18 protein-coding genes are annotated in these 25,124 nt (G+C 39.6%); 6 read left to right on the top strand and 12 right to left on the bottom strand.

Going from position 1 to position 25,124, the window contains the following annotated elements; genetic code table 11:
• Nucleotides 1-25 precede the first annotated feature (25 nt).
• Complete coding sequence (gene omp38, locus DS737_RS03070) at nt 26-1,054, bottom strand: outer membrane protein Omp38 (RefSeq protein WP_113996734.1); 1,029 nt, start codon at nt 1,052-1,054, stop codon at nt 26-28.
• Between the two features lie 431 nt (nt 1,055-1,485).
• Complete coding sequence (gene omp38, locus DS737_RS03065) at nt 1,486-2,535, bottom strand: outer membrane protein Omp38 (RefSeq protein WP_017396692.1); 1,050 nt, start codon at nt 2,533-2,535, stop codon at nt 1,486-1,488.
• A 390-nt stretch (nt 2,536-2,925) separates the two neighbouring features.
• On the opposite strand from omp38 (DS737_RS03065), the gene DS737_RS03060 reads away from it, so the two are divergent.
• The 3 genes from DS737_RS03060 (at nt 2,926) to DS737_RS03050 (ending at nt 5,304) form a co-directional block, all read left to right on the top strand.
• Nucleotides 2,926-3,438 (top strand): GspH/FimT family pseudopilin, encoded by a 513-nt coding sequence (locus DS737_RS03060; RefSeq protein WP_005083237.1) that lies wholly within the window; start codon nt 2,926-2,928, stop codon nt 3,436-3,438.
• Between the two features lie 112 nt (nt 3,439-3,550).
• Nucleotides 3,551-4,726 carry a thiolase family protein gene (locus DS737_RS03055; RefSeq protein WP_005083239.1) on the top strand — a complete coding sequence of 392 codons (1,176 nt, stop codon included), beginning with the start codon at nt 3,551-3,553 and terminating at the stop codon, nt 4,724-4,726.
• 128 nt (nt 4,727-4,854) lie between these two features.
• On the top strand, nt 4,855-5,304 hold the full coding sequence (locus DS737_RS03050; protein ID WP_008942327.1) for a VOC family protein: 450 nt from the start codon (nt 4,855-4,857) through the stop codon (nt 5,302-5,304).
• A gap of 44 nt (nt 5,305-5,348) precedes the next feature.
• Here DS737_RS03050 and DS737_RS03045 read toward each other — a convergent pair whose 3' ends face one another.
• The 9 genes from DS737_RS03045 to DS737_RS03005 form a co-directional block, all read right to left on the bottom strand.
• Nucleotides 5,349-5,834 (bottom strand): DUF934 domain-containing protein, encoded by a 486-nt coding sequence (locus DS737_RS03045; RefSeq protein WP_109439726.1) that lies wholly within the window; start codon nt 5,832-5,834, stop codon nt 5,349-5,351.
• A complete protein-coding gene (locus tag DS737_RS03040; protein WP_005089243.1) occupies nt 5,827-7,470 on the bottom strand; it encodes a nitrite/sulfite reductase in 1,644 nt (547 codons plus the stop codon). Before DS737_RS03040 ends, DS737_RS03045 begins: the two co-directional genes overlap by 8 nt.
• A 258-nt stretch (nt 7,471-7,728) precedes the next feature.
• Nucleotides 7,729-8,244 carry a hypothetical protein gene (locus tag DS737_RS03035; protein ID WP_113996733.1) on the bottom strand — a complete coding sequence of 172 codons (516 nt, stop codon included), beginning with the start codon at nt 8,242-8,244 and terminating at the stop codon, nt 7,729-7,731.
• Nucleotides 8,228-10,615, bottom strand: coding sequence for a hypothetical protein (locus DS737_RS03030; RefSeq protein WP_113996732.1), 2,388 nt, complete (start codon nt 10,613-10,615; stop codon nt 8,228-8,230). The genes DS737_RS03035 and DS737_RS03030 overlap by 17 nt, the downstream gene beginning before the upstream one ends.
• The gene (locus DS737_RS03025; RefSeq protein ID WP_113996731.1) at nt 10,615-11,151 is read right to left on the bottom strand and encodes a hypothetical protein; all 537 of its coding nucleotides are present in this window, start codon (nt 11,149-11,151) and stop codon (nt 10,615-10,617) included. The genes DS737_RS03030 and DS737_RS03025 overlap by 1 nt, the downstream gene beginning before the upstream one ends.
• 3 nt (nt 11,152-11,154) lie before the next feature.
• Nucleotides 11,155-14,559 (bottom strand): type VI secretion system Vgr family protein, encoded by a 3,405-nt coding sequence (locus tag DS737_RS03020; RefSeq protein WP_113996730.1) that lies wholly within the window; start codon nt 14,557-14,559, stop codon nt 11,155-11,157.
• Nucleotides 14,560-14,706: 147 nt separating this feature from the next.
• Nucleotides 14,707-17,106, bottom strand: coding sequence for a glucose/quinate/shikimate family membrane-bound PQQ-dependent dehydrogenase (locus tag DS737_RS03015; RefSeq protein WP_113996729.1), 2,400 nt, complete (start codon nt 17,104-17,106; stop codon nt 14,707-14,709).
• 142 nt (nt 17,107-17,248) lie between these two features.
• Nucleotides 17,249-18,472, bottom strand: a complete 1,224-nt coding sequence (locus tag DS737_RS03010; RefSeq protein ID WP_171287600.1) for a carbohydrate porin — start codon at nt 18,470-18,472, stop codon at nt 17,249-17,251.
• A gap of 144 nt (nt 18,473-18,616) precedes the next feature.
• The gene (locus DS737_RS03005; RefSeq protein WP_113996727.1) at nt 18,617-19,735 is read right to left on the bottom strand and encodes a CaiB/BaiF CoA transferase family protein; all 1,119 of its coding nucleotides are present in this window, start codon (nt 19,733-19,735) and stop codon (nt 18,617-18,619) included.
• Between the two features lie 214 nt (nt 19,736-19,949).
• On the opposite strand from DS737_RS03005, the gene DS737_RS03000 reads away from it, so the two are divergent.
• Entirely contained in the window at nt 19,950-20,963 is a 1,014-nt protein-coding gene (locus tag DS737_RS03000) for an AraC family transcriptional regulator (RefSeq protein ID WP_005083262.1), read from the top strand.
• A gap of 19 nt (nt 20,964-20,982) precedes the next feature.
• Here the strand turns inward: DS737_RS03000 and DS737_RS02995 are convergent, their stop codons facing one another.
• Nucleotides 20,983-21,537 (bottom strand): P-loop NTPase family protein, encoded by a 555-nt coding sequence (locus DS737_RS02995; protein ID WP_113996726.1) that lies wholly within the window; start codon nt 21,535-21,537, stop codon nt 20,983-20,985.
• Nucleotides 21,538-21,715: 178 nt separating this feature from the next.
• On the opposite strand from DS737_RS02995, the gene DS737_RS02990 reads away from it, so the two are divergent.
• Nucleotides 21,716-22,921 carry an acetyl-CoA C-acetyltransferase gene (locus tag DS737_RS02990; RefSeq protein WP_113996725.1) on the top strand — a complete coding sequence of 402 codons (1,206 nt, stop codon included), beginning with the start codon at nt 21,716-21,718 and terminating at the stop codon, nt 22,919-22,921.
• A gap of 10 nt (nt 22,922-22,931) precedes the next feature.
• Nucleotides 22,932-25,067, top strand: a complete 2,136-nt coding sequence (locus DS737_RS02985) for a 3-hydroxyacyl-CoA dehydrogenase NAD-binding domain-containing protein (RefSeq protein ID WP_113996724.1) — start codon at nt 22,932-22,934, stop codon at nt 25,065-25,067.
• The last annotated feature ends 57 nt before the right edge of the window (nt 25,068-25,124 follow it).

Raw genomic sequence — 25,124 nt, 5'->3', positions numbered from 1 at the left:
CGCTTTTTTCAGTTCAAAAACTCAATTATTGAGCTTGTTGATCTGGTTGTACTAAAACAGTACGGCTACCAGAAATCGCAGCGAATACGCGACGATTCATAGCACGACCCTCTTTAGTGTTATTGTCAGCAATCGGTTGATCCCAAGCGAAACCTTGAGTAGACAAACGAGATGCGTCAACATTGTATTCGTTTACAAGCGCTGATTTAACAGAGTTTGCACGAGCTAAAGATAGACGTTCGTTCAATGCACGCGGACCAGTGTTATCAGTGTGACCTTCAATACGAGCAGTCGCATTCGGGTACTCAGCTAATTTCTCTGCTACTTTTGCAATTTCAGACTTAAATTGTGGCTTGATGTCTGATTTGTTTGTATCAAAGAATACACGAAGTTCCATGTTAAGATCTTCAATTAACTCTTGTGGTTGTGGCGCAACTGGTGTTGGTTCAACTGGAGTAACTTCTACTACTGGAGTAGCTGGCTTCAAGTGACCACCAAGAACAACGTTTAAACCAGCAAGTGCTGTGTAGTTCCAGAACTTTTCATCAAAATGATATGTACCACGAGCTTCAGTACGAAGAGATAAAGCATCATTTAAGCGCCAGAATACACCACCACCTGCATTTGCTAATGTACCTTCCTGCTTACCGCCGTATATATCATCACCTTCATATTTGTAATGACCAGCACCCGCCAATACATATGGCTTGATTTTGCTGTCATAATTTTTAGTGATCAAATCAGAAGTAGCGTAGAAGTTACCAGCAATATTACGACCCTTATAGTCGTTACTTGTACTTGTATCACCTTTGATTTGGCTATATTCAACTTCAGCACCTAACCAAGGTGTTACTTCAACACCAATAGCTGCACCAACGAATAAATCATCTTTAAGCTCTGGACTTGGGGTCAATTGACCTTTATCACCACGGTTATTATGTTCAGTATCAAACATTGTATAACCAAGCATTAATGGAGTGATTGTTACGCCTGCATTAGCAGCAGCGAAAGGAGCAGCAACAAGCATAGCAAGTGCAATACGACTCAATTTCATGAATATCTTCCTAAAAACAAAATGTTTGCCCTGTAAACTTTAATAGTCTTGAATACAAGAAATAGCTTTATTAAATCTTTTTCAGCCACTCAATTTATGTTGAATCTTACAAAATACCTGATTCATTTTACAAGTATTGAATCAACAATTTTCTGAAAGTTCTATTTCTCGTTGCAAAAGCTACCAAACTCTAATTCGACAATCGTTATTAAAGCTGCGAGAGTTTATCACTTTTTAATCAAAAACTTAACAAAATCCCGAAATACCCTCAATAGAACTAAATAATTCACACGATTTATTCAATATAAACACATAATTATTCTAATCATTCACTTTTATTGTAATCAGATCAATTTGAGATAAATGTAATTGAGATAAAAAAAGCGACTCATATTGAGTCGCTTTTTTCAGATCATTTCAATAACTTGAAATTATTGACCTGGTTGTACTAAAACAGTACGGCTACCAGAAATCGCAGCGAATACGCGACGGTTCATAGCACGACCTTCTTTAGTTTTGTTGTCAGCAATCGGTTGATCCCAAGCGAAACCTTGAGTAGACAAACGAGATGCATCAACATTGTATTCGTTTACAAGCGCTGATTTAACAGAGTTTGCACGAGCTAAAGATAAACGTTCGTTCAATGCACGCGGACCAGTGTTATCTGTGTGACCTTCGATACGAGCAGTCGCATTCGGGTACTCAGCTAATTTCTCTGCTACTTTTGCAATTTCAGACTTGTACTGTGGCTTGATGTCTGATTTGTTTGTATCAAAGAATACACGAAGTTCCATGTTAAGGTCTTCAGTTAACTCTTGTGGCTGTGGCGCAACTGGTGTTGGTTCAACTGGAGCAACTTCTACTACTGGAGCAGCAGGCTTCAAGTGACCACCAAGAACAACGTTTAAACCAGCAAGTGCTGTGTAGTTCCAGAAGTCTTCGTCGATATTATAAGTACCACGAGCTTCAGTACGAAGAGATAAAGCATCGTTTAAGCGCCAGAAAGCACCGATACCAGCATTACCTAGAGTACCTTCTTCTTTCAAACCACGACCAGTACGACCTAACTGAACATCAGTAGCGTCAGTGAACGAGTATTTGTAATGACCAGCACCTAACAATACATATGGCTTGATTTTGCTGTCATAGTTTTTAGTGATCAAATCAGAAGTAACATAGAAGTTACCGTTGATTTGTTGTTGCTTGTATTCAGAGTTAGCAGCAGCGCTGTCAACATCACCTTTAACTTGGTTATATTCAACTTCGAAACCTAACCAAGGTGTTAATTCAACACCAATAGCAGCACCAACGAATAAATCGTCTTGTAGTTCGCCACCGTTAGTTAAGTGCTTATCACCATTGTTGTGTTTAGTGTCTTGGAATGTGTAACCAAGCAATAATGGAGTGATTGTTACGCCCGCGTTAGCAGCAGCTAAAGGAGCAGCAACAAGCATAGCAAGTGCAATACGACTCAATTTCATGGATATCCTCCAGAGATAACAATTGTTTGTTGTTCAAGCTTAGCCTATGATTTTTGGCCACTGCGAACAGGGTCTGCCCTACAGTATTTTTTTTAAGCTATTCACTTCACTTTGAATCATACAAACACTTGATGAAATTTCCAAGTGCTTGATAACTTTAACCTCGCAAATTATTGACAAATTTTCTTACAATTTCCGTTGTAGTTCAGTAAATTTTAATTCGGCGTAAAAGAATGAATAGCTTATTGTACACTTTCTTCGATTTTAGCAGCATTTGATGAAGGAAGTAATCATTAGTTTGTCTAGATATTAAACTTAATTTAATAAATATGATCTTTACTTAACACTTTGTTAATAAAAAAATTACAGAAACATTATATAGGTAAAAAAATGTTTAAGAATTTAGGATTCACAATCAGTGAATTGATCACTTGTGTCGCGATTTTGGCAATTTTAGTTACTTTTGGTATCCCTCATTTAAGGGAGCTTATAATCTCAAATGAAGCAAAACAACTCAAAAGAACACTCACAATTCACATACAAAAATCCAAATCTGACGCACAAATCTATCAAAAAAACGTGACCCTGTGCGCAAGTCATGATTTACAAACTTGTGGGAATAACTGGAATCAAGGCATCATCAGTTTCATCGATACAAATAACAATCGACAACGCGATCCTTCGGAAACGTTATTGTATGCCCTGCCATTAAATTACAAACATGGCACATTAGAGTGGAGGGGTACCCTACGAATTAATTCAGTCACATTTCAGGGTAATACTGGTTTACCTCGGGGTTCTAATGGCAGCTTTTTCTATTGCTCAAACTCTCCGCAGTACCATACACGGATAAAATTAAGCCAAATGGGACATCTTACCCCCGAACGCTTAACCAGTTGCTAAGAACTGTTCAGTCTAGCTTAAGCGATGTAAAACACTTTCTTCACTGTTTTTTTTTACTATACTGCATAGGTTTTGAACATTTCTCTGCAAATTATAAGTCTGGAGACACATAATGACTGACATCGTAATTGTCAACGGCGCTCGTACAGCAATGGGCGGCTTCCAAGGCGCATTATCTAGCGCTACAGCACCTGAATTAGGTGCAATCACGATTAAAGAAGCAATTGCTCGCTCAGGTTTACAACCAACTGACGTAGAAGAAGTTATCATGGGTTGCGTATTACCTGCTGGCCTAAAACAAGGCCCTGCGCGTCAAGCAATGCGCAAAGCAGGTTTACCAGACTCAACAGGTGCGGTCACTATCAATAAACTATGCGGTTCAGGCATGAAAGCCGTCATGCAAGCGACTGACATGATCAAAGCAGGCAGCGCAGAAATTGTGGTTGCAGGTGGCATGGAGTCGATGACTAACGCTCCTTATATATTACCAAAAGCACGTGCTGGTTATCGGATGGGCCATGGTGAAATCAAAGATCACATGTTCTTTGACGGTTTAGAAGATGCAGAAACTGGTCGTTTAATGGGTTCATTTGCACAAGATATGGCAAATACGCGTGGCTATACCCGTGAACAAATGGATGATTTTGCGATCCGCTCATTACAACGTGCCCAAAAAGCCATTACTGAAGGTTATTTTAAAGATGAAATTGTTCCTGTAACTGTTTCAACTCGCAAAGGTGATGTTGTTGTCGATCAAGATGAACAACCTTTGAATGCTAAAATTGATAAAATTCCAAGCCTAAAACCAGCATTTGCAAAAGATGGGACAATTACCGCTGCCAATGCCAGTTCGATTTCAGATGGCGCTTCTGCACTTGTACTCACTTCAAGTGATGTTGCAGCTCAACGAGGCTTACAACCTTTAGCAAAAATCGTTGCAACAGCATCTAACTCACAACACCCTTCAGAATTTACCATTGCACCAGTGGGCGCAATTGAAAAAGTGTTGAAAAAATCGGGCTGGGATGCACAAGACGTAGATTTATGGGAAATCAACGAAGCTTTTGCAATGGTAACCATGTGTCCAATTGACGACTTTAAACTTGATGCTGAAAAAGTAAATATTAATGGTGGTGCATGCGCCCTCGGCCACCCAGTGGGCTCTACAGGTTCACGTATCATTCTTACCTTAATCCATGCACTTAAACGTACAGGTGGTAAAAAAGGCGTTGCGGCGCTGTGTATTGGTGGTGGTGAAGCAACCGCAGTTGCTGTTGAATTGATTTAAACCTCAAATCTACAGCTAAGAATCCTGCTTTTTGCAGGATTCTTTTTTAGAATTACAAAAAATAATGCACCATTTGTTAAAAAATATCGATAATTTATGTTGTGTAAAAAAAGAACAAGGACCTTCTCATGCAATTAAATCATTATTTAAATTTTCAAGGACAAGCTGAACAAGCATTCAACTTTTACAAATCTGTATTTGGTGGTGAGTTTTCAATGTTAAGTCGTTATGGAGACTTACCTCCAGAAGAAGGCGTAACATTTACAGAAGCGGAGAAAAATTATGTACTTCACGTTTCTTTGCCAATTAATGAATCTACAATACTCATGGCATCGGATGTGAATGATCAATTTTGCGCTCCAAATAGTGTGTTTACCCAAGGCAACAATCATTATATTTCGATTAATTTAGATGCAAATGAAATAGATGAAGCCAAACGTTTATTTGATGCGCTTTCACACAATGGACAAATAGAAATGCCATTAGAACAAACATTTTGGGGTGCGCTGTACGGAGCATTTACCGATCAATTTGGTATTAAATGGATGATCAACTGCCAACTTGCACCAGAAGCATAAAAAAGCTGAACATTTAAATGTTCAGCTTTTTTTTCAGACAGGACTTAGGCCCCTGTCTGATAACTTGCTTGTGGTACAGCGGTAGAGGCCTGATAAGGATTGGTAAAATCTTGAAGCCCTGCCGCAGCTTCATGGATATCTTTACCTTCTTTCACCACAAAAGTATCAAAGCCTGAACGTTTTAAATAATTTAAAACATCTTTGAAGATATCACCGACGGCACGTAACTCACCTTGATAACCTTGGCGACGTAACAGCGCAGCAAATGAATACCCACGACCATCATTAAATCCAGCAAATTCAATGAAAATCGCATCAAGTTCATTTAATGGAAATTGATGAGTTTCAGGCGAATCATTCACAGTGATATACAGCGCTTTTTTACCTTGTATATTTGCTAATTGATCTAATTGAGCAGTTGTAACAACAACATCACCTTGTGGAATCACGCCATCTTCAGCAATGACTTGATAGGTATTATCAGCAATTGTACCGTCTTTAAAAAGCACTTGTAGCGAAGTATTAAGCATAAGCACGCTCCTTAAATGGTTGAATACCAACACGGCGATATGTGTCAATGAAACGCTCACCCTCTGTACGTAGATCGAGGTAAGTATTCAAAATTTCTTCAATAACATCGGGCACTGCGTCCGCCGCAAAAGATGGTCCTAAAATGTCACCAATTGAAGCGTCATGATCTGCATTACCGCCCAATGTGATTTGATAGAACTCAGCACCTTTTTTATCTACACCGAGAATACCAATATTTCCGACATGGTGATGACCACATGCATTCATACAACCCGAGATATTTAAATCTAGCTCACCTAAGTTATAGATGGTATCCAAGTCTTCAAAACGACGGGTGATCGCCTCTGAAATTGGAATAGATTTAGCATTTGCCAATGAACAGAAATCTCCGCCAGGACAGCAAATAATATCCGTGATAAAACCGATATGTGCGCGAGCCATATCGTTTTGTTCAAGTGTTTGCCACAACTCAAACAAATCTTTTTGAGGCACATCCACTAACGAAATATTCTGTTCGTGTGTGGTGCGGAATTCGCCAAAAGTATATTTATCAGCTAAGTCTGCAATTAAGTTCATTTCCTCTGACGTCATATCACCCGGTGCAATACCCGCACGCTTCAAGGAAATCGTCACGATACGATAGCCTTTGACTTTATGCGCATTGGTATTGACATTGAACCATTGCTTAAATTTAGGATATTCAGCAAATAATGCCGTAAAATCTTGATCTTCTAAATCTTGATAATCAAATGGGGTAAATTCTTCATCTAACTTTTTCAAGATTTCAGGCTGAATCTTCAAAGCTTCACGTGTGTGTTCAAATTCAGCTTCAACCTTTTGTGCGAATACTTCAGGCGTTAATGCTTTTACGAGAATTTTAATACGTGCTTTATATTTGTTATCACGGCGACCATGCAAATTATAAACACGCAAAGTCGCTTCAAGATAAGCAATTAAATCTTCACGCGGTAAGAACTCACGAATGACACTACCAATGATTGGGGTACGACCCAAGCCCCCACCAGCCATGATTTTATAGCCTATTTCACCCGCCTCGTTACGCACGATATACACGCCAATATCATGGAATGCTGTAGCGGCACGGTCTGTTTCAGCCAGTGCAGAAACTGCAATTTTGAATTTACGTGGTAAGAATGCAAATTCTGGATGGAATGTACTCCATTGACGAATCAATTCGCATGTTGGACGTGGATCAGCAATCTCACCCGCAACAACGCCAGCAAACTGATCTGTTGTCGTATTACGAATACAGTTACCAGATGTTTGAACTGCGTGCATTTGAACTGTTGCCAATTCCTCAAGAATATCTGGCACATCTTCCAATGCAGGCCAATTCAACTGGATGTTTTGACGAGTCGATACGTGTGCATATCCACGATCATACTCAGTCGCAATCTCAGCAATTTTTCGAAGTTGTTTTGTATTCATCAAGCCATACGGCACGGCAATACGCAACATAGGTGCGTAACGTTGCACATATAAACCATTTTGCAAACGTAAAGGACGGTACTCGTCTTCAGTCAATTTTCCCGCTAAATAGCGTTCTGTTTGATCACGGAACTGAGCAACACGTTGATTAATCAGTTGTTGATCGAAATCAGTATATAAATACATGGCGTACGGCTAGTAAATTCATGATAAAGGCAGTTAGCATAGCGAGCTTTTTATCATCAATAAAATGCTTTTTTTGCATATTTAATAACGGTTTTATTGATAAGCTTGATGGGGCTCAGTAACAGATGACATCAATAAAAAAGAGAACTTTAAAATTGTATCGTTCTCCTTTCTATCTAAACAAAAACATCAATAGGTATTGAAAGGACGCTTATCTAACAACCTCATACAAAGTCACTAGATAAGTGCTTAGGAAACCTATATACAATCCATTAAACTTCCCATAGATATTGATGTAACAATATCTGAATCAACACTGTATTTTAAACCTGACTGTTGATTTGGTTCATTCCAAAAATAGATAAAAATATTTTCACCGGCTAAACCATTTTCATTATCTTCAACTTTAGGTTTCAGATTTGAAGGATGCTTTTTATAAATTTGATCCACATGATCCCCTACAGCAACACCATAAGGAGATAAAATACCTTGCTCCGAAGTTCTTATAGTTTTAATAAAACCATCACTAACTTCATAACTTATTCCATTATCAGAATTTACTTCTTTAGCTAAAAAACAGCCATCAATCTCTTCTGTATATTTCTCTAATTTAGCACTATCAAAAGAACTATTTACTTTTATACCATTCACACCATCTAGTTCAAATTGAATATTTTTTACCTTTATATCAGCTTCCTTTTTTATATCATCACTACAGGAAATAAGTAATACTCCCACTAAAATCAACCAGCCCCATTTAAATATCTTCAACATTATAACTATGCCTTCCTATGTGTAAATGATGATGGTGTCCATCCCAATAACTAGTACCAGGGACTTTAGCTGTACCACCAACTTCTTTAGTACCTGTTAAAAAAGTACCAAACCCAAACTTCCTTAGTACCTGTACAAATTTTGTATTCGCTGCCATATCAAAAGTAGGATAATTAGTCCATACAGCCCCACTCTTATGAGCTCCATTAATACCTAAATATCTAAAATCGCCAGCTTCTCCATTAATATGACTAGTACTTGGTCTAGCTGATTTAGCATCAACTGTACTAAAACCACTCCCAATAAACTCTTCACTACCATAATCAATAAGTGCCCCTAACACTGCAGCCATTGTTACACCATTTAAATAGTATCTATGGCTACTACTTATTATAGTCCACTTATAATTAATAGTACCATTTCTATAATATGTATGTTTTCTTTGATCAATAAGATAAACATTACCACCTACAGTTATATTATTTTTTCCTCTTTTCAACGCAACAACATACCTCGACTTCCCCAAATTATGAGCATTGCCTTGCTGATCATAATAAATAAACTCTGCATATCCTGTAGCAGCTTTATTCTCTCTTTTAATTTTTCCATTATGATAAATATGATAGCGAGTTGTATCACTGGTTACAGGTGCTTGACGACTCACTGTGGTGATTGGTCGACCACCATTCTGAGTATAGCCATTATTTTGTCGTGCTTGATTATTTTTATCAGCTTCAGTTTTAGCTTTTTTTCTTTCCTCCTCAGCTTCTTTTTCTTTCTTTTCAGCCGCTTCTTTTTGCTGTCGTTGTAATCTCACTGTTTCTGCTTCTTGTTGTCGTTTCCGTTGCTCGTCCGCTGTTTCATTTAGTTTTGATGCTTTTACTGCACTTGCATTCACAATAAAGCCTTTAATTGCAGCAGATTTTTCAACACGACTTAATACCAAACTTTTACCTTTGACTCCAAAGCCAAAAACAAAGCCTGTGAGCATTTTTACAGTAATAATTCCTGATGCATTTGTTCTTTTCGGAATCTCCCGTCCTCTATAAAAAATACTAAACAATGTATTTGCTACATGTTGACCGTTTTGGGTGACTCTTATACTAAAGCTATGTACAGGTAACCGTACTTTTAAGGTTTGATTACTGAGTGCTGCATCCACTTTGAAATCATGAATCACTTGTTTATGACCATCTCCTTCCACTGATAGTTCAATATCTTGCCCTTCTTCAGCAATTACTCCTTTTCTAGTCCCCGTACCATCCGCAGTATGTTTTTTTATATTCCCCTTATACGTCAGAAAAAAGGTCATATTAGGAATAGGACGTCCAGAATCTCCTTCCACAATCTGAATATTAAATGGGATATCTCTTAATATTCTAGAATGCTCAACTGGTGTGGATGGCATTGTTTGAGATTGTTCACTTCTCAATTCTTGAGGAGTTTTGTTCGTTTGTGGTTTTGGTTGAGGTGTACTTTCTGTTTCTAAAGTTGCAGCGTAACTAGAAATTGGAAAGTCGCTTAAAGTTGCTCTCTGCTTTTCATTAGCTTTCTGTACAATACTATTCGACTCTTTTCCATCTGCTAAAATTTTTATTTCAGTATTTGGATGGCGCACAATCACTGGGAGATTTCCCTGCTCATCACTCTTTAACTTAACTCTTGTTTCACCAGATACATATTTTCCATTATAGCGAGAAACAACAATAACCTCTTTATTTGCTAAAGCATTTTTTTCAGCATCCGTCAAACCAATATAAATTTTTCTTTGGCAGCAATTTTCCAAATCAAAATGGTTAAACATTTCGATATATTTACTGATATGGACACCATTTCCATCAGATTCTTTGTATTTACCTTTAAAACCGTTTATACCAAAAAATGAACCTAAGCCACCGTCTCCAACTAAGTGAGCACCAGCTATCGCTCCAGACTCAGTAATTTCTATACCGTTGATGGTCTTTCCGTAAAACTCATTGAAATTTCGATTCCGTAATCGATTACATAAAAGATCAATCCATTCATGAATAGCTTGAAGTTGCTTCTCAGGGGAATTTAGAAACTGAGATAAACTATTAATTCCAGCTTTACCTGTCCATGCTCCAGTCCAGTCATTTGCTTTTGTTTTATCTGTGTTATTATCCCAATGCTTATAATAACCCAAATCTATTAGCGCAGCTTCACCAAATTGAAATAGTCCAATATAACCTTGCTTATTCTTCTTAGATGCAGAGATCTTATTAAAGTTGGTACTTAATGGTTGACTCAGATCAGAAGATGACTCTTTATAACTGACAGCCTGAATAAAACCAGCTCTACTTAAATCAAAATTATCAACATCATTATCTGAAAATTTTATTGTTTTTTTCATTATTTAAACCTATCAAAAATCTGATATTTAGAAATATCTTTAATATTCGTCTCTTTAAGAATATAACTATTTATAACTGACACCATATTAAGATCACTTCCAGACTGGGCACATGACAAGTTAACATCAAGAATATCTTTACGTGTATAACCACTTTCTTTAATTTTAGTTCTATCTATTTCTCTAGAATATAAAAATGCAGCATTATCATTAAAAATCATAATAATATCCGTTTTATTGTGCTTCATGTCCGCCCAGTAAATGTAATAATTATTCTTCTTATATTTAATATGATTACATATCCCTGCAGACATCCAATTATTATTTTTAAGATTAAAACCTATCTTCTCCACCACTTTTTTACCATGCGGATTAAAGTTATCTTCCCATACATGCGGACATTGAGTATCTTCTAGCAACTCAAATTGAACTACTGGCTCATTCCAATATTTCAAACATTGTTTAGCACTCTCGGCATATAAGCTCACACTTTGGAATAAAACCAGTGAACCTATCAATACTTGCGCTATTCTCATTTCTTATTCCCCACATCCAAAATGCTTAAAATCATGTTCTAAATCTGACTCATCCGTTGTCTCTGCTTGAGAGTGTTCACAATCGTCATGGTGGTGCTCATCACCACCACAACATGCTTCTTCCGAAGACCCGCCATCCGTTATAGTCTCCTCTACTAACAAAAGCTTATCGGCACTTTCTTTATTTTTTCCTAATAGAACAACTTCAATTTGATCCGGGTTATCACTAAAAACTCGCTCAGTCCTTGCGTCTTCATCCAAAACACCAACATATTCAGTTTTTTTGGCTCGATTAATTACTTTGTACAGAAATCCCTCTTGTAATAATTCAGGTGAAACCAAACCACTAAAATCAAAACGTCGACTGTAAATACCACTTTTCGGTAAGCTCGGTAACTCTGCATTGACGGTTGTGCCACTTTCAAATACATGCTGTCCTGCTTTCACTTTAAAGTATCCACCCGTATTTATAAAAACCCCTTCTTTATTTATCTTGAGTTGTGAACCACCAGCTTTTAGGTCAATCTCAACAGGACTAGTGATCTCTATTTTTTCTTCGGTCGATATAATCTTTACGACACGACGGGCAATTGCTTCGATCATGTCATCTTGTGCTTGTAATTCAACTTTTCCTTTTGCAGCAAAGGCTTTAAGTCCTTTCGTGGCAGCGAATAAACTCACTTTATCTTGCGCATGACCAATAATATTTTTCTGAGCACTCAAATTAATCGAACCGCTAGCACTTTCCGCTATGTCTTGTGAGGCTTGAAGAATAATATTTTCAGGTGTGGTCAATGCAATCCCATTCGGTGATGCGAGGAGCATTAAAGCTTGTCGAAATATTTTTCCTTGTTCTTGTTGTTTTGCATCAGCACTATTTTCTAAGTTTTGTGTATATCCTTCCATGAAACCTTGTAAGGAGTTCAGCGCTTGTAAAGGACTAACATTGAGTTGACTCCCTTTCTTGAAGGTGCCGCAGGTACTCATCAAATCAAAATCTTTGATATCTACGTTTGCCAGCACTTGTCCAACTTCTTGAAGGCTCTCAAATGGATTCTGTTTAATTTTAGCTTTTAAACTGGCCAGTTGTCCTTTAACAATATCTGCCCCGTGTGCTTCAACGTTTTCGATGAAATCTTTTAAGTTATTGATTGCATCTTTGCTATCGGCAAAGAATTGATTAAATTCGTCAATAATTGTTTTTGTATCTCCACCAAAACCACTGATATCCTTAATAAAACCTCCACAGTCTTTCAAGGCATGTAATGGATCGTCTTTCAATCCATTCTTAAACAGATTTACGGTCTTATTCAGCGCTTGAGTTTTGCTATTAAGCTCTAACGACTGAATAAATTTAGGCAGTCGCTGGATGACATTTAATGCATCCGCTTGCTGTTTTTCAGCAATATGACTGAGCATTTTCATGCTTTCATAGCCTTGATTGAGTAAAGACTGCGCTTGTGCTGCTTCTAAGTGATCTGCAATCGCTTGCTCTTGTGCATAGGTACTGATCAGCATGCCTTTGCCAGCGCGGACAGCACCCCAAGCATCTGTTCTCAGCTCAAAACCTTCTCCACGTCCAGCACTATGTTCTTGGACTTTAGGATGACTTAAATGACCTAAATTTAATTGTGTTGCTGCATGACTACTTTGTAATTGCGTGCTGATTTGTCCAGATGTATCATCAAATCGTAGTTGGTTAAATCCTTGCCCACCAATCTCCTGACTACGAATACCACTTAGTCGTCTGGTATCAGGTAATTGTCCTTTAATATCAAAGCGGGTCGGTGAACGCTGTGCTTCATGGATACGCCCCATCACAAACGGACGATCAATATTACCGTCAAAGAAGTCAATCACCACGATTTCACCGATTCGAGGTAGGAACCGTGCACCATAGCCCTCGCCCGCCCAAGGTGTCAGGACATCAATCCATGCAGAGTCGCTATCATTATTATTAGAGCCAGCACCCCCATCATGCTGATGATCATCACTCCTCGTGAACAGGAATCTGACTTTAATCCGCCCCCATTCATCGACATAAATGCTCTCACCTTCAGGTCCGACCACTCTTGCTCGTTGAGGATATGCAATCGGACGATGCCTGATCGGGTCATATTCAGGGACAATTGGAACATGGTAACGCTGTAAGGTAAGCTGGTTGGCTTGGCGTTCACTGTTGTTATTAAAATCTCTGACTTGCCATTGGCTATTTTGTAAGAGTTGTCTAACTTGTAAATTTAACTCTTTGGGTAGATTGTTATGATGATAAAAATGTTTTGCTGTAATTAAAAAATTTCGGTCTTGGGCAGTATGTAAATCAATCTCAGGATGTTCTCTCAGTTCAAACCAATAACCGACATAGGCATCACGAACCGTTGTATGCGCAATAAAGTGTTTAGCAGCAGCATTATAGTATTGATTACGGTGCTCATTTAGACGTTCAATTTGTTGACTACCTGATGCTGTGACACCATCATCACCTTTTAAATCCTGAATCCATGCGGGTGTAAAATGCCAAGCATCCTCCAATCCTAGACTGAGATTGTCATGATGTTCACTATGAGAATGTGTACTTTGAACGCTGCCCGCGCCATCTTCTTGATCCAATGCATCAGCTTGCCATCTTTGAATATGTACCGTTGTGGGTTGTAATCTCCGTTGAGCAACCAAACTGGTCATACTGTCATATTGTTCTGCTGCACTGCTCCGATGATACCGAATGGTTCGACGTTCGAGTGCCTGATATTGTTGATTATCATCAATCAGACGTAATTTTTGTGCTTGGATTGGCGCAGTATTGTGAGGAACAATATGCTGTGCTTCATCGATCAAACTATTTATAGATTCTGAAGCCAGTAATCTCTGGATAAAATCAGCGTCTAGCTCATTGTGTTGCATCGTAAAAGGACGTATATCATAGTCTTTACTTAGCCCACTCAGATCTAATGTCAAACTTGCAGCAAATAATGGGCTACGTGTTTGCCATTCCTTAAATAAAGTTTGGACAATTTCAACCACGGATTGGTTCATAAATACGCGGCTATTACGACGCTTTGCCCAAAGCGCTGTGGCATCTTGTAGCGTCAATCGATACAGACTTAAAGCACCATCACTTTGTCCCTGTGCTGCGGCAGTGATGATTCCTGTTGTACGTGTCAATTGTCCTGTATCCGTGACCTGATCAACAGCAACTTGGCATCCTATAAATGTTTTTAATGGAATAGCTGCATTCGTTGACAGACAGATCAGCTCAGCCGTTAACCCCTGATTCAGTTGATGATTTCCATCAATCGATTGCAAAAATACTTGCGCATTGAGCATCGGATGTGAAAATTGAACTTGTATTGCACGTTTTTGTGCATTTAACCCCAGTTTTTCAAGTACATGGAATATATTTAAAAGCATTTTCTTATCGTATTCCTTTTTTATTAGGTCGAAATTTTATACAAGCCAGATCGATCTGTCTATTTTTGTTTAAAAGTGACGTATTTAAGCACTAAATCAATCAAAAAAAATGCCCACCGAAGTGAGCATTTTGGATGCTAAAAGGAATTAATCTGGTAAAGCATAGGCAACTAAATAATCACCCATTTTGGTGCCAAAAGAACCATGTCCTCCAGCCATAATGACCACATATTGTTTGCCATTGATTTCATAGGTCATTGGTGTTGCCTGCCCACCTGCTGGTAGACGCGCTTCCCACAATTTATCACCATTCGACACATTAAATGCTCGAATATAATTGTCTTGTGTTGCAGCAACAAACATTACATTACCAGCCGTTGATATCGGTCCACCTAAGCCTGGCACACCAATTTTCACAGGTGGTAATTGGAATAGATTTGGTAAACTGTCACGAATCGTACCAATACGTTTTTTCCATACAACATCGTGAGTTTTCAAATCCACACCAGCAACAAAGCCCCACGCAGGTTGTTTACATGGCAAACCAAATGGTGACAAGAATGGACTGATATCAACCCCATAAGGCGTACCATACATTGGTTGCATGCCATGCTCAGTACCCGCACCACGCGCAACAGCTTGACGATTTGGATCTGCTGGAATCAGACGACTTACAAAAGGTAATCCAATTGGATTCATCACAGCCACTTGACGGTCAGCATTCACTGACATCCCGCCCCATTCAAACACACCTAAGTTACCAGGGAAAACTAAAGTTCCATTCTCAGAAGGTGGTGTATAAATGCCATCGTAATTGAGACGTTTGAATTTCACACGGCACATTAACTGATCCAACATGGTGGCACCCCACATGTCTTTATCGGTTAATTTATCTTTTGGTGCTAAATTGAAATCAGAAAATGGTTGTGTTGGTGAATAAAACTCACCCTTGGTCTGTGGTCCCCATTTTACTGTTTGTGGAACTGGCTTTTCTGTAATCGGTACAACAGTCTCACCTGTTCTCCGATCCAACACAAATACGTTACCTGTTTTTGTTAGTACATAAATCGCAGGAACCGTCTGACCAGATTTATCTTGAATATCAGCTAAAGATGGTTGTGATGGTACATCCATATCCCACAAATCATGGTGTGTGGTTTGGAAATGCCAAACAAGCTTACCTGTGGTTGCATTGATGGCAAGCATTGCGTTTGCGTAACGCTCTTTCAACTCGGTACGATCACCGCCCCAGATATCAGGTGTACCCACACCAGTTGGGACATAAACAATATCAAGTTTCGCATCATAAGCAAGTGGTGCCCATGCATTTGGAGAGTTATGAACAAATGTTCCACCTTCACCCGGTAAAGCATTTGGATCTTCAGCACCCGTATCAAATGCCCATAGCAATTTACCAGTATTCACATCATAGCCACGAATCACACCTGATGGCTCTTGGCTCGAATGGTTATCTGTTACTGAACCTGCAATCACAACAGTCGTCCCAGTCACAATACCAGGAGAAGTCGGATTGTAGCCGCCCGGATAAGCATATGGCATGAATTTTTGTAAATTCACCTCGCCATTTTCACCAAAATCTGAACATGCTTTGCCCGTATCTGCATTTACAGCAACTAAACGACCATCATTGACAGGAACAAAGACTTTTCTTGGACACTCGGTTGAACTCGACTTTTTAGCCTGTAAACTGGTTGCAAACTTAGTCGTATTATCCGCATCGTAGTACATCACACCACGGCAGGTTAAGTGTTGGAAAGTTTTATCCGATTTCAGCTTTGGATCAAAACGCCACTTTTCTTCACCTGTTGCAGGATCAATTGCTATTAAATGCTGATGTGGAGTACACATAAACAGATTATTGCCAATTTTAATTGGAGTCACCTGATTCGTTGTTTCACCTGAATCGTGCTCAGTTCTAAAGTCACCGGTACGGAAAGTCCAAGCCACTTTCAGATCTTTAACGTTTTTATCATTGATCTGTGTGAGTGGTGAATAACGCTCACCGCCCTGACTGCGACCATATGCAGGCCAATCTTCAGGTGCGATCCCCTCTAATGCTTTCGCTTGCTCAGGCTGTGGCGTTTCAATAACGCCATTAATTTCTTGTGGATCATTAAATATCGAATACACCATCACCACAATCGCAATAGCCAAAGTCGATGACAAAGCCACTTTACTTGAGGTTAAGTTATCTATACCACGTGTAACCACTGGTACTAACAACCACAAGCCTAAAACACCTAACACATCAAGGCGTGGTGCAAGTGCCCAGAAGTCTGTACCCACTTCCCAAACACCCCAAATTACACTCCCTAGCATTAGAGCCGCATAGACCCATAATGGACCAGAAGCACGTTTATGAAGTTGAACTGCGACAATAAGTAACAGCACACCTGCAATTATGTAATAAAAAGACCCGCCTATTGCTGCGAGCCAGATACCGCCAACGAGCAAGAACAATGCAATGAGGGCAATAATAATTACCGTCAATGTTCTAAGCCCAGATTTTGAAGCAGATTGATTCATACGATCACCCTTGCATCTTTAGTATTTTAGATACGATGAAGCAAATCACTCCGCCTCATCGTCAAATTCAAATCACAATGAAAACTTTGCAGATGTAATCCATCAAAGTGAACTAAATCTGCAAAATTATTCAAATCAAAAATTAGAAAACCGTTTGGAACTTAATTCCGCCAACCCAAGTTTTGTCACCGTTTTTAAGGGCACCGACGTGATATACATATTGGATATTTGGACGAATCGTCAACCAATTGGTCGCATGAATGCCGTAATACAATTCGGTGTTATATTCTTCATCCAATAAACTGTTATTTTTATCATTGGCATGAATACGCGCTACACCAAGCGCCAACTCATCTTGTGGGCGCTGATCCAATAGACCTTTATAAATCAAACCAATATTTTGCATATCTTTGACTGCATTGTTTTTTGAGTCATGAACCGTCACATTCACAAAGCCAGTCAAACCACGATCAGACTGACCGTCGTGACTAGTCAATTGTTGCTTTGCAGTAAACCAACCACCTTGTTTATGTGAGGTTTTCGCTGGGTTGGCAATTTCCACAGCATCGGCGGTACTGTAGTAATAGCCAAAACGATATTCGCCAGAAAGTGACTGTGCACCGAGTTTCGGTGTCCAAACCAATTCTGCTGGAATAATGGCACCATGTGATCCATCAGTACTTAGATTGAAGCCTTTGCCACGTTGCAAATTTTCAGGGTTATATTCATACGCTCCAATCTGCGCATACAAGTCAGGTTGGAAATTGTATTTGACGCGCAATGCCCACTGACTCACTGGCCAGTTGTACCATTGATCACCGACCCAGTTACCCACTTGTGAACCGCATAATGCTAAATTTTGGAAATCACAGTCAAAACTATTAAAGTCGGCACCTTCGCCAAATCGACCAACTTTAATATCTAGTGCTTGATCCAAAAATTTCTTTTTGACCCAAAGCTCTGTTAAACGCCATGTTTGACCACGCCCCCAAACTTCTTGTACCGAACTTAAATGTCCTTGTAGACCATCTGCCGTTTGAGAAAGAGATTGGCCATCACGATAAGTTAAAGTGATTTGGGCCTCTGTATCTTGCCAACCTAAAATTTTATTTAGATCAAAGTGAGTACCTAATGCCAGTTGACCTGTGTATTCATTTCCACGACTAGAATACTGTTTAGAATCTAAAACCCCTGCAAATTCGCCTGTGTAATTCGCAGAAAAGTTATAACCCTGTTCTTGTAACGCTGTGCGTTGACCGTTCCAATCACCAAACAACCATTGACCATTTGGATCAAATGCGGGAGATGCTGCTTGAGTATGGTGTGTGAAAAGACTCAATGATAGAACGGATAAACAAGAAACAATCATAGATTTAGAGATTGTCATGTTTACGTAACCTTTTATGTTATTGTGTATAAAAGGTTACTCTTATTTTTAAATTACAATTTATTCAAAATGTTAACGATCTGTACAATATTTTAACATTCAGTGATCATATGCGCATATTTTCTACCATTTCCCTCCTCCCAAAGCTTGCCCTATAAAGATATATACCATTTGTGATCGAGAAAACTTAATCGGACAAGCTAACTGAGGTTCTGTTTGAGATGCATTTTCCGATAATGGTACATCAACGACCCACCCTCGTTGCTGTGCCATTGGTGACACTAATGCTTCGTCTAAACTAAGCACTGGCTCCACACAAATATCTAAACTCTGGAATACATGTTGCCATTCGGCAAAGTCTTGGGTTTTAAATTTATCTTGTAAAGCCTGTTTGACTGCTTGGCGATCGTCTGGATCAAAAGAAGCACCTTTTGCCAAAAGTATCGGTAAATCTAGGGCAGTAGCTAATCCAGCCATAAATTGTGGCTCTAAACTCCCCACTGAAAAATAACGACCATCTTTTGTTTCATAATAGTCATAAAAACTCGCACCATTGAGCATGCCTTGTTCAGGACCTTGTGGCGTTTGTCCTGCCAAGCTCGCTGAAGCAGCCATACTATTTAAACTCGCCACACAATCGGTCATCGAAATATCAATGTATTGCCCGATACCACTACGTTGACGTTCAATCACTGCTGCGAGAATACCAATCACTGCATGTAATGAACCACCAGCAACATCTGCGATCTGAATTCCAAGTGGTGGAGGTCCACCATCTTGACGCCCACAATGACCCGAAACACCAGCAAGCGCTAAATAATTAATATCATGCCCCGCACGATCTTTATAGCTTCCTGTTTGACCATACCCCGTAATAGAACAGTAAATTAAACGGGGATTGATTTCTGCTAAGGTTTCATAATCCAAACCCAGACGGCGCATCACATCAGGACGAAATTGTTCCAACACAATATCAAAATCCGAGATTTTATTTTTAATGAGCTCAATACTCGCTGGATTTTTAAGATCCAATGCAATCGACTGCTTATTTCGATTCAGATAACTATGTGCAGTGGCCTGACCGTTCGCATAAGGTGGCATAATCCTTACTAAGTCTGGACGAGTCGGTGATTCAATATGGATAACTTCTGCACCCATGTCTGCAAGATACATACTTGCGAATGGACCAGGTAACAAAGTAGAAAAATCGAGAACTTTCAATCCTTTTAATGCAGATGGCATGATAATTTTTACTCATTTTGTTTAAATTTTCTTTTATACTAGGTAGGGATAAACATAAAAACAATGTCATGTTCAGCCATTTACCTTGATAGTTTCGGCAATTTAACATGTACGCATTGAGCAATTATTTTTTCTTGTCAATTGCCCAATTTGATATTTTAGACGGTTATTTAGGTCAATTATCGTGAATAGTAAAGAAACTGAAGGATTCAATATGAGCCGTGATACGATCAGCATCCACTTCGTGAATGCGGCTTTAACAGGTGTGAAACGCCTAGGCATGGACGTTGAAACATTACTTTCACATGTCGGTATAGAAGCAGAACTCCTGCGCCAGCCTAAAGCTCGAATCTCCCCTGAACAATATACTCGCTTTGTTAAAATGTTATGGATGGTGACCCAAGACGAACATGTCGGTTTTGATATCCAACCTCGTCGCTTAGGTACATTCGCAATCATGTGCCAATTGATTATTCATTCAAAAACACTCGGTCAGGCACTTGAGCTTTCATCACAATTCTACAAACTGTTTGGTGACGAATGGTCTGTAAGTTTAGAGCGTGACAAACATGAAGCGCGCTTAGTTCCTCACATCCCAAAATCACTCGATCCAGATCATTTTATTACTGAAAGTATGCTGATGATTTGGCATGGTCTTGCATCTTGGTTGATTGAACGTCGTTTGCCCTTAGAACGCGTACATTTTGGTTATGAGCGCCCAAGCCATGCCGATGAATATGATGCATTGTTCTTTGCACCTGTCATGCAGTTCGATGCACCGCGTACAGAGATTACGTTTGCGGCAGATTATCTTGATTTACCAATTCGCCAAGATGAAAATACTTTAGAAGAGTTCTTAAAAGCAGCGCCAGCGCAGCTTCTAGTGAAATTCAAAAATACCAACTCGCTCACTTCTCGTATCCGCGATGTATTGAAGAGTCAAATTGGTGAAGAAATGCCGACACTCAATGATGTAGCGTCGATGTTGTATTTATCCCCTCAAACCTTACGTCGTCGTTTAGCTGCCGAAGGTAAGAGCTATCAAGGTGTCAAAGATGCGCTGCGTCGTGATGCTGCGATTCACTTATTGTTAACACCGAATCTCACTTTAGAAGATGTTGCTCAACAAGTGGGCTTCAGTGAAACCAGTACCTTCCACCGCGCCTTTAAAAAATGGACAGGTGTTACCCCTGGTTTATATCGTCAGTTGCATGGGCATCATTCATAAAAATCACTACATGGATCGTTTAAGAATATTTAGGCGATCCATTCATTTTATTAAGGAATTCGGCTGCTTCTCTCGGAGAAGTTAATTGAATAAAGCGAATATGTTGATATTCGGGATTTTCCATCATTGCGAGATACTTTTTTCTATTTTTAGCATGATGACTGATCATCCATAAAATAATGGAATCCTTAGAAAGGAAACTGGACTTAAAACTTTCTCGATTATTCGAGTTTGGCCATAATTTTTTCTGTGTCACAGCTCTAGTAATTGCTCGTTTGATTGATCGATAAAGGTTGAATGAAAATGAGTAATCTAACCAAATAATCGTATCAATATATCTAAGCTTCAAATCTTGCGTTCGAGAATAATTACCATCAAGTATCCACCCACTAGAGGCTTGATCCATTCGATTTTGTAATTTAGAAAAAAATTCATCATCTGGCGTTTCTTGCCAATTATCCAACCAAAACAAGTCATCCATTTCGATATGAATCAACCCTAACTTTTTAGCAAGTTGGCGAGCAAAGGTCGTTTTTCCAGAAGCTGATGTTCCGACAACATTAATAAATTTCATCAGGATAATTTTGTTGAATTATGACCATATATTTTACTGAATATTTCATCTTTTCAACAGTCAACTGAATTGGCGAAAAACATCAAACCTGCCAATGTTTATCATCATTGCACTACCTCTTAAATTGAGTACACTCAAAGCACAATGATTTTAATTTAAGGCAATACAAGGAACAGCTATGAGCGAGGCCTATATTATTGATGCCATTCGCACACCACGCGGAAAAGGAAAAAAAGACGGCTCATTACATGAAGTAAAACCAATTACTTTACTCACAACATTATTAAATGAATTACAACAACGCCATCAACTCGACACATCTAAAGTCGATGATATCGTTCTCGGTTGTGTGACACCGATTGGTGATCAAGGTGGGGATATTGCCAAAACTGCTGCGATTGCTGCAGGTTGGAATGATGATGTCGCAGGCGTACAAATCAACCGTTTCTGTGCTTCTGGTTTAGAAGCGGTGAACTTGGCAGCACAAAAAGTTCGTTCAGGTTGGGAAGATGTTGTGGTTGCTGGCGGTGTGGAGTCAATGTCACGCATTCCAATGGGTTCAGATGGTGGTCCATGGGCGCTTGATCCTGAAACCAATTTGAAATCGTCTTTTGTTCCACAAGGTGTAGGCGCAGACTTGATTGCAACTTTAGATGGTTATAGCCGTGCAGATGTAGATGCATTTGCGGTCGGTTCGCAACAAAAGGCTGCTGCCGCTCAGGCAAATGGTTATTTCGATAAATCAGTTGTACCTGTGAAAGATCATGCAGGTGTAACAATTTTAGAAAAAGATGAATTTATCAAAGGAAATACCACAGTTGAAGGTTTAGCAAAACTGAATGCTAGCTTTGAAATGATGGGTCAAATGGGCTTCGATGCTGTTGCTTTACAGAAGTATCCTGAAGCTCAAAAAATCAATCACGTCCATCATGCGGGTAACTCATCAGGTATCGTTGATGGTGCTGCGGTGGTGTTATTGGCTTCTGATAAAGCAGTCAAAGAGCAGGGTTTAAAACCTCGTGCAAAAGTACTTGCAACTGCATTGGTCGGTACAGATCCAACCATTATGTTGACTGGTCCTGCCCCTGCTGCACGTAAAGCATTAGAAAAAGCAGGCTTGAGCATCGACGATATTGATTTATTTGAAGTAAATGAAGCTTTTGCAGCGGTGGTAATGCGTTTTATTACAGAACTGAAAGTTCCTGCTGAGAAAGTCAACGTCAATGGTGGTGCAATTGCGATGGGACATCCATTAGGGGCAACAGGCGCCATGATTCTAGGAACTTTGCTAGATGAATTAGAGCGTCAAGGTAAAAAACGTGGTCTAGCAACATTATGTGTCGGTGGTGGTATGGGTATCGCTACCATTATCGAGTTGGTGTAAGGAGAACAACATGAGCGCTATTAAATACGAAAAAAACGCTGACAATATTGTAATTCTTACGCTTGATTCATCTGGTCAATCTGCAAACACCATGAATGCAGAGTTCCGTGATGCTTTAGATGAAGTCAGTCAAAAACTCAAAGCTGAAACTGATCTGAAAGGTATTATTTTCCGTTCAGCTAAGAAAACCTTCTTTGCTGGTGGTGACCTAGATGAGCTGATTCAGGTACAACCTGAACACGCTACTGAATTTTTCAAGATGATTGAAAAACTCAAAGGTGACTTACGCACAATCGAAACTTTAGGTGTGCCTGTTGTTGCAGCTTTAAACGGGACTGCGCTTGGTGGTGGCTGGGAAATCGCTTTAGGTTGTCATTATCGTATTGCCATTAATGATCCAAAAACCAAATTTGGTTTACCTGAAGTGACTTTAGGTCTACTTCCTGGTGGCGGTGGTATCGTCCGTATGGTACGTTTGCTGGGCTTACAAAATGCATTCCCGTTCCTCATGGAAGGTAAGCAATTTGGTGTCGATAAAGCAAAATCTCTTGGTTTGGTACATGACACGGCTGAGAATGAACAAGAGCTGTTAGAAAAAGCGATTGCTTGGGTGAAAGCCAATCCAAAGTCACAGCAACCATTTGATGTGAAAGGCTACAAAATCCCTGGTGGCGATCCTAGAACGCCTGCGGTTGCGCAAGTGCTTGCAATTGCCCCTGCCATGCTACGTGACAAAACCAAAGGTTGCTACCCTGCTCCTGAAGCGATCATGGCGGCTGCAGTTGAAGGTGCACAAGTCGATGTCGATACCGCACTTCGTATTGAATCACGTTACTTTACACAACTGACTATCGGTCAAGTGTCGAAGAACATGATCGGTACGTTTTGGCATGGTCTAAATGCAATTAAATCAGGTGCGAGTCGTCCTGCTGAAGTTGCTAAATGGCAAGCGAAAAAAGTCGGTGTTTTAGGTGCAGGTATGATGGGTGCAGGGATTGCTTACTCAACCGCAATCAAAGGCATTCCTGTCGTACTCAAAGATGTGTCTGTAGAAAATGCAGAGAAAGGCAAAGCTTACTCGCAAAAGTTACTTGATAAACGTGTTTCACAAGGTCGTATGACAGCAGAAAAACGTGATCAAGTGTTAGCGCTTATTACTGCTACCGCTGATGCAGCTGATCTACAAGGCTGTGATTTAATCATTGAAGCAGTATTTGAGAATCAAGAACTCAAAGCCAAGGTGACTCAAGAAGCTGAACAGTATTTAGCTGAAGGTGGAATCTTTGCATCGAACACGTCTACCTTACCAATCACAGGTTTAGCAACCGCAAGCAAAGATGCCAAAAACTTTATTGGCTTACATTTCTTTAGCCCTGTAGACAAAATGCAATTGGTCGAAATCATCAAAGGCAAAGAAACTTCAGCTGAAACATTAGCGAAAGCCTATGACTTTGTTCAACAAATTGCTAAAACACCAATCGTAGTGAATGATAGTCGTGGTTTCTTTACCAGTCGTGTATTTGGGACCTTTATTCAAGAAGGTATGCGTCTTCTTGCTGAAGGTGTTCATCCAGCCAAAATCGAAATGGCAGCTCTCAAAGCAGGCATGCCTGTAGGTCCTCTTGCGATTCAGGATGAAGTATCTTTAACTCTGACTGAGCATGTTGCAAGCGAAACGCGCAAAGCACTGCAAGCTGAAGGGAAAGACTTACCGAAAACGCCTGTAGATGAAGTGGTTCACACCATGATTCACGAGTTGAATCGTAAAGGTAAAGCTGCTGGTGCAGGCTTCTATGAATATCCAGAAAATGGCAAAAAACATTTGTGGGATGGACTCAGCCGCTGGACAAAAGAAAATGATATTTCTGAACAAGATATGATTGATCGTTTCTTGTTTGTTCAAGCACTGGATACCTTACGCTGCTATGAGGAAGGTGTTCTAGAGTCAGTGATTGATGCCAATGTGGGTTCAATTTTCGGAATCGGTTTTGCACCTTGGACTGGCGGTGCGATTCAATTCTTAAATCAAAATGGGATTGAAAAATCATTACAACGTTCAGAAGAATTGGCAGCTAAATATGGTGAACGTTTCGCTCCACCGCAACTGCTGAAAAACAAAGCGCAAAAGAAGGAAATTATTCAATAATTCATTTCTTTTTATAAGCTTAAAGCTCATGTCAGTATTGATTACCGATATGAGCTT

This window comes from Acinetobacter haemolyticus (assembly GCF_003323815.1).
Classification (GTDB): domain Bacteria; phylum Pseudomonadota; class Gammaproteobacteria; order Pseudomonadales; family Moraxellaceae; genus Acinetobacter; species Acinetobacter haemolyticus.
Note: the sequence above shows the minus strand (reverse complement) of the source record. Positions and strands in the feature narration are given on the sequence as shown.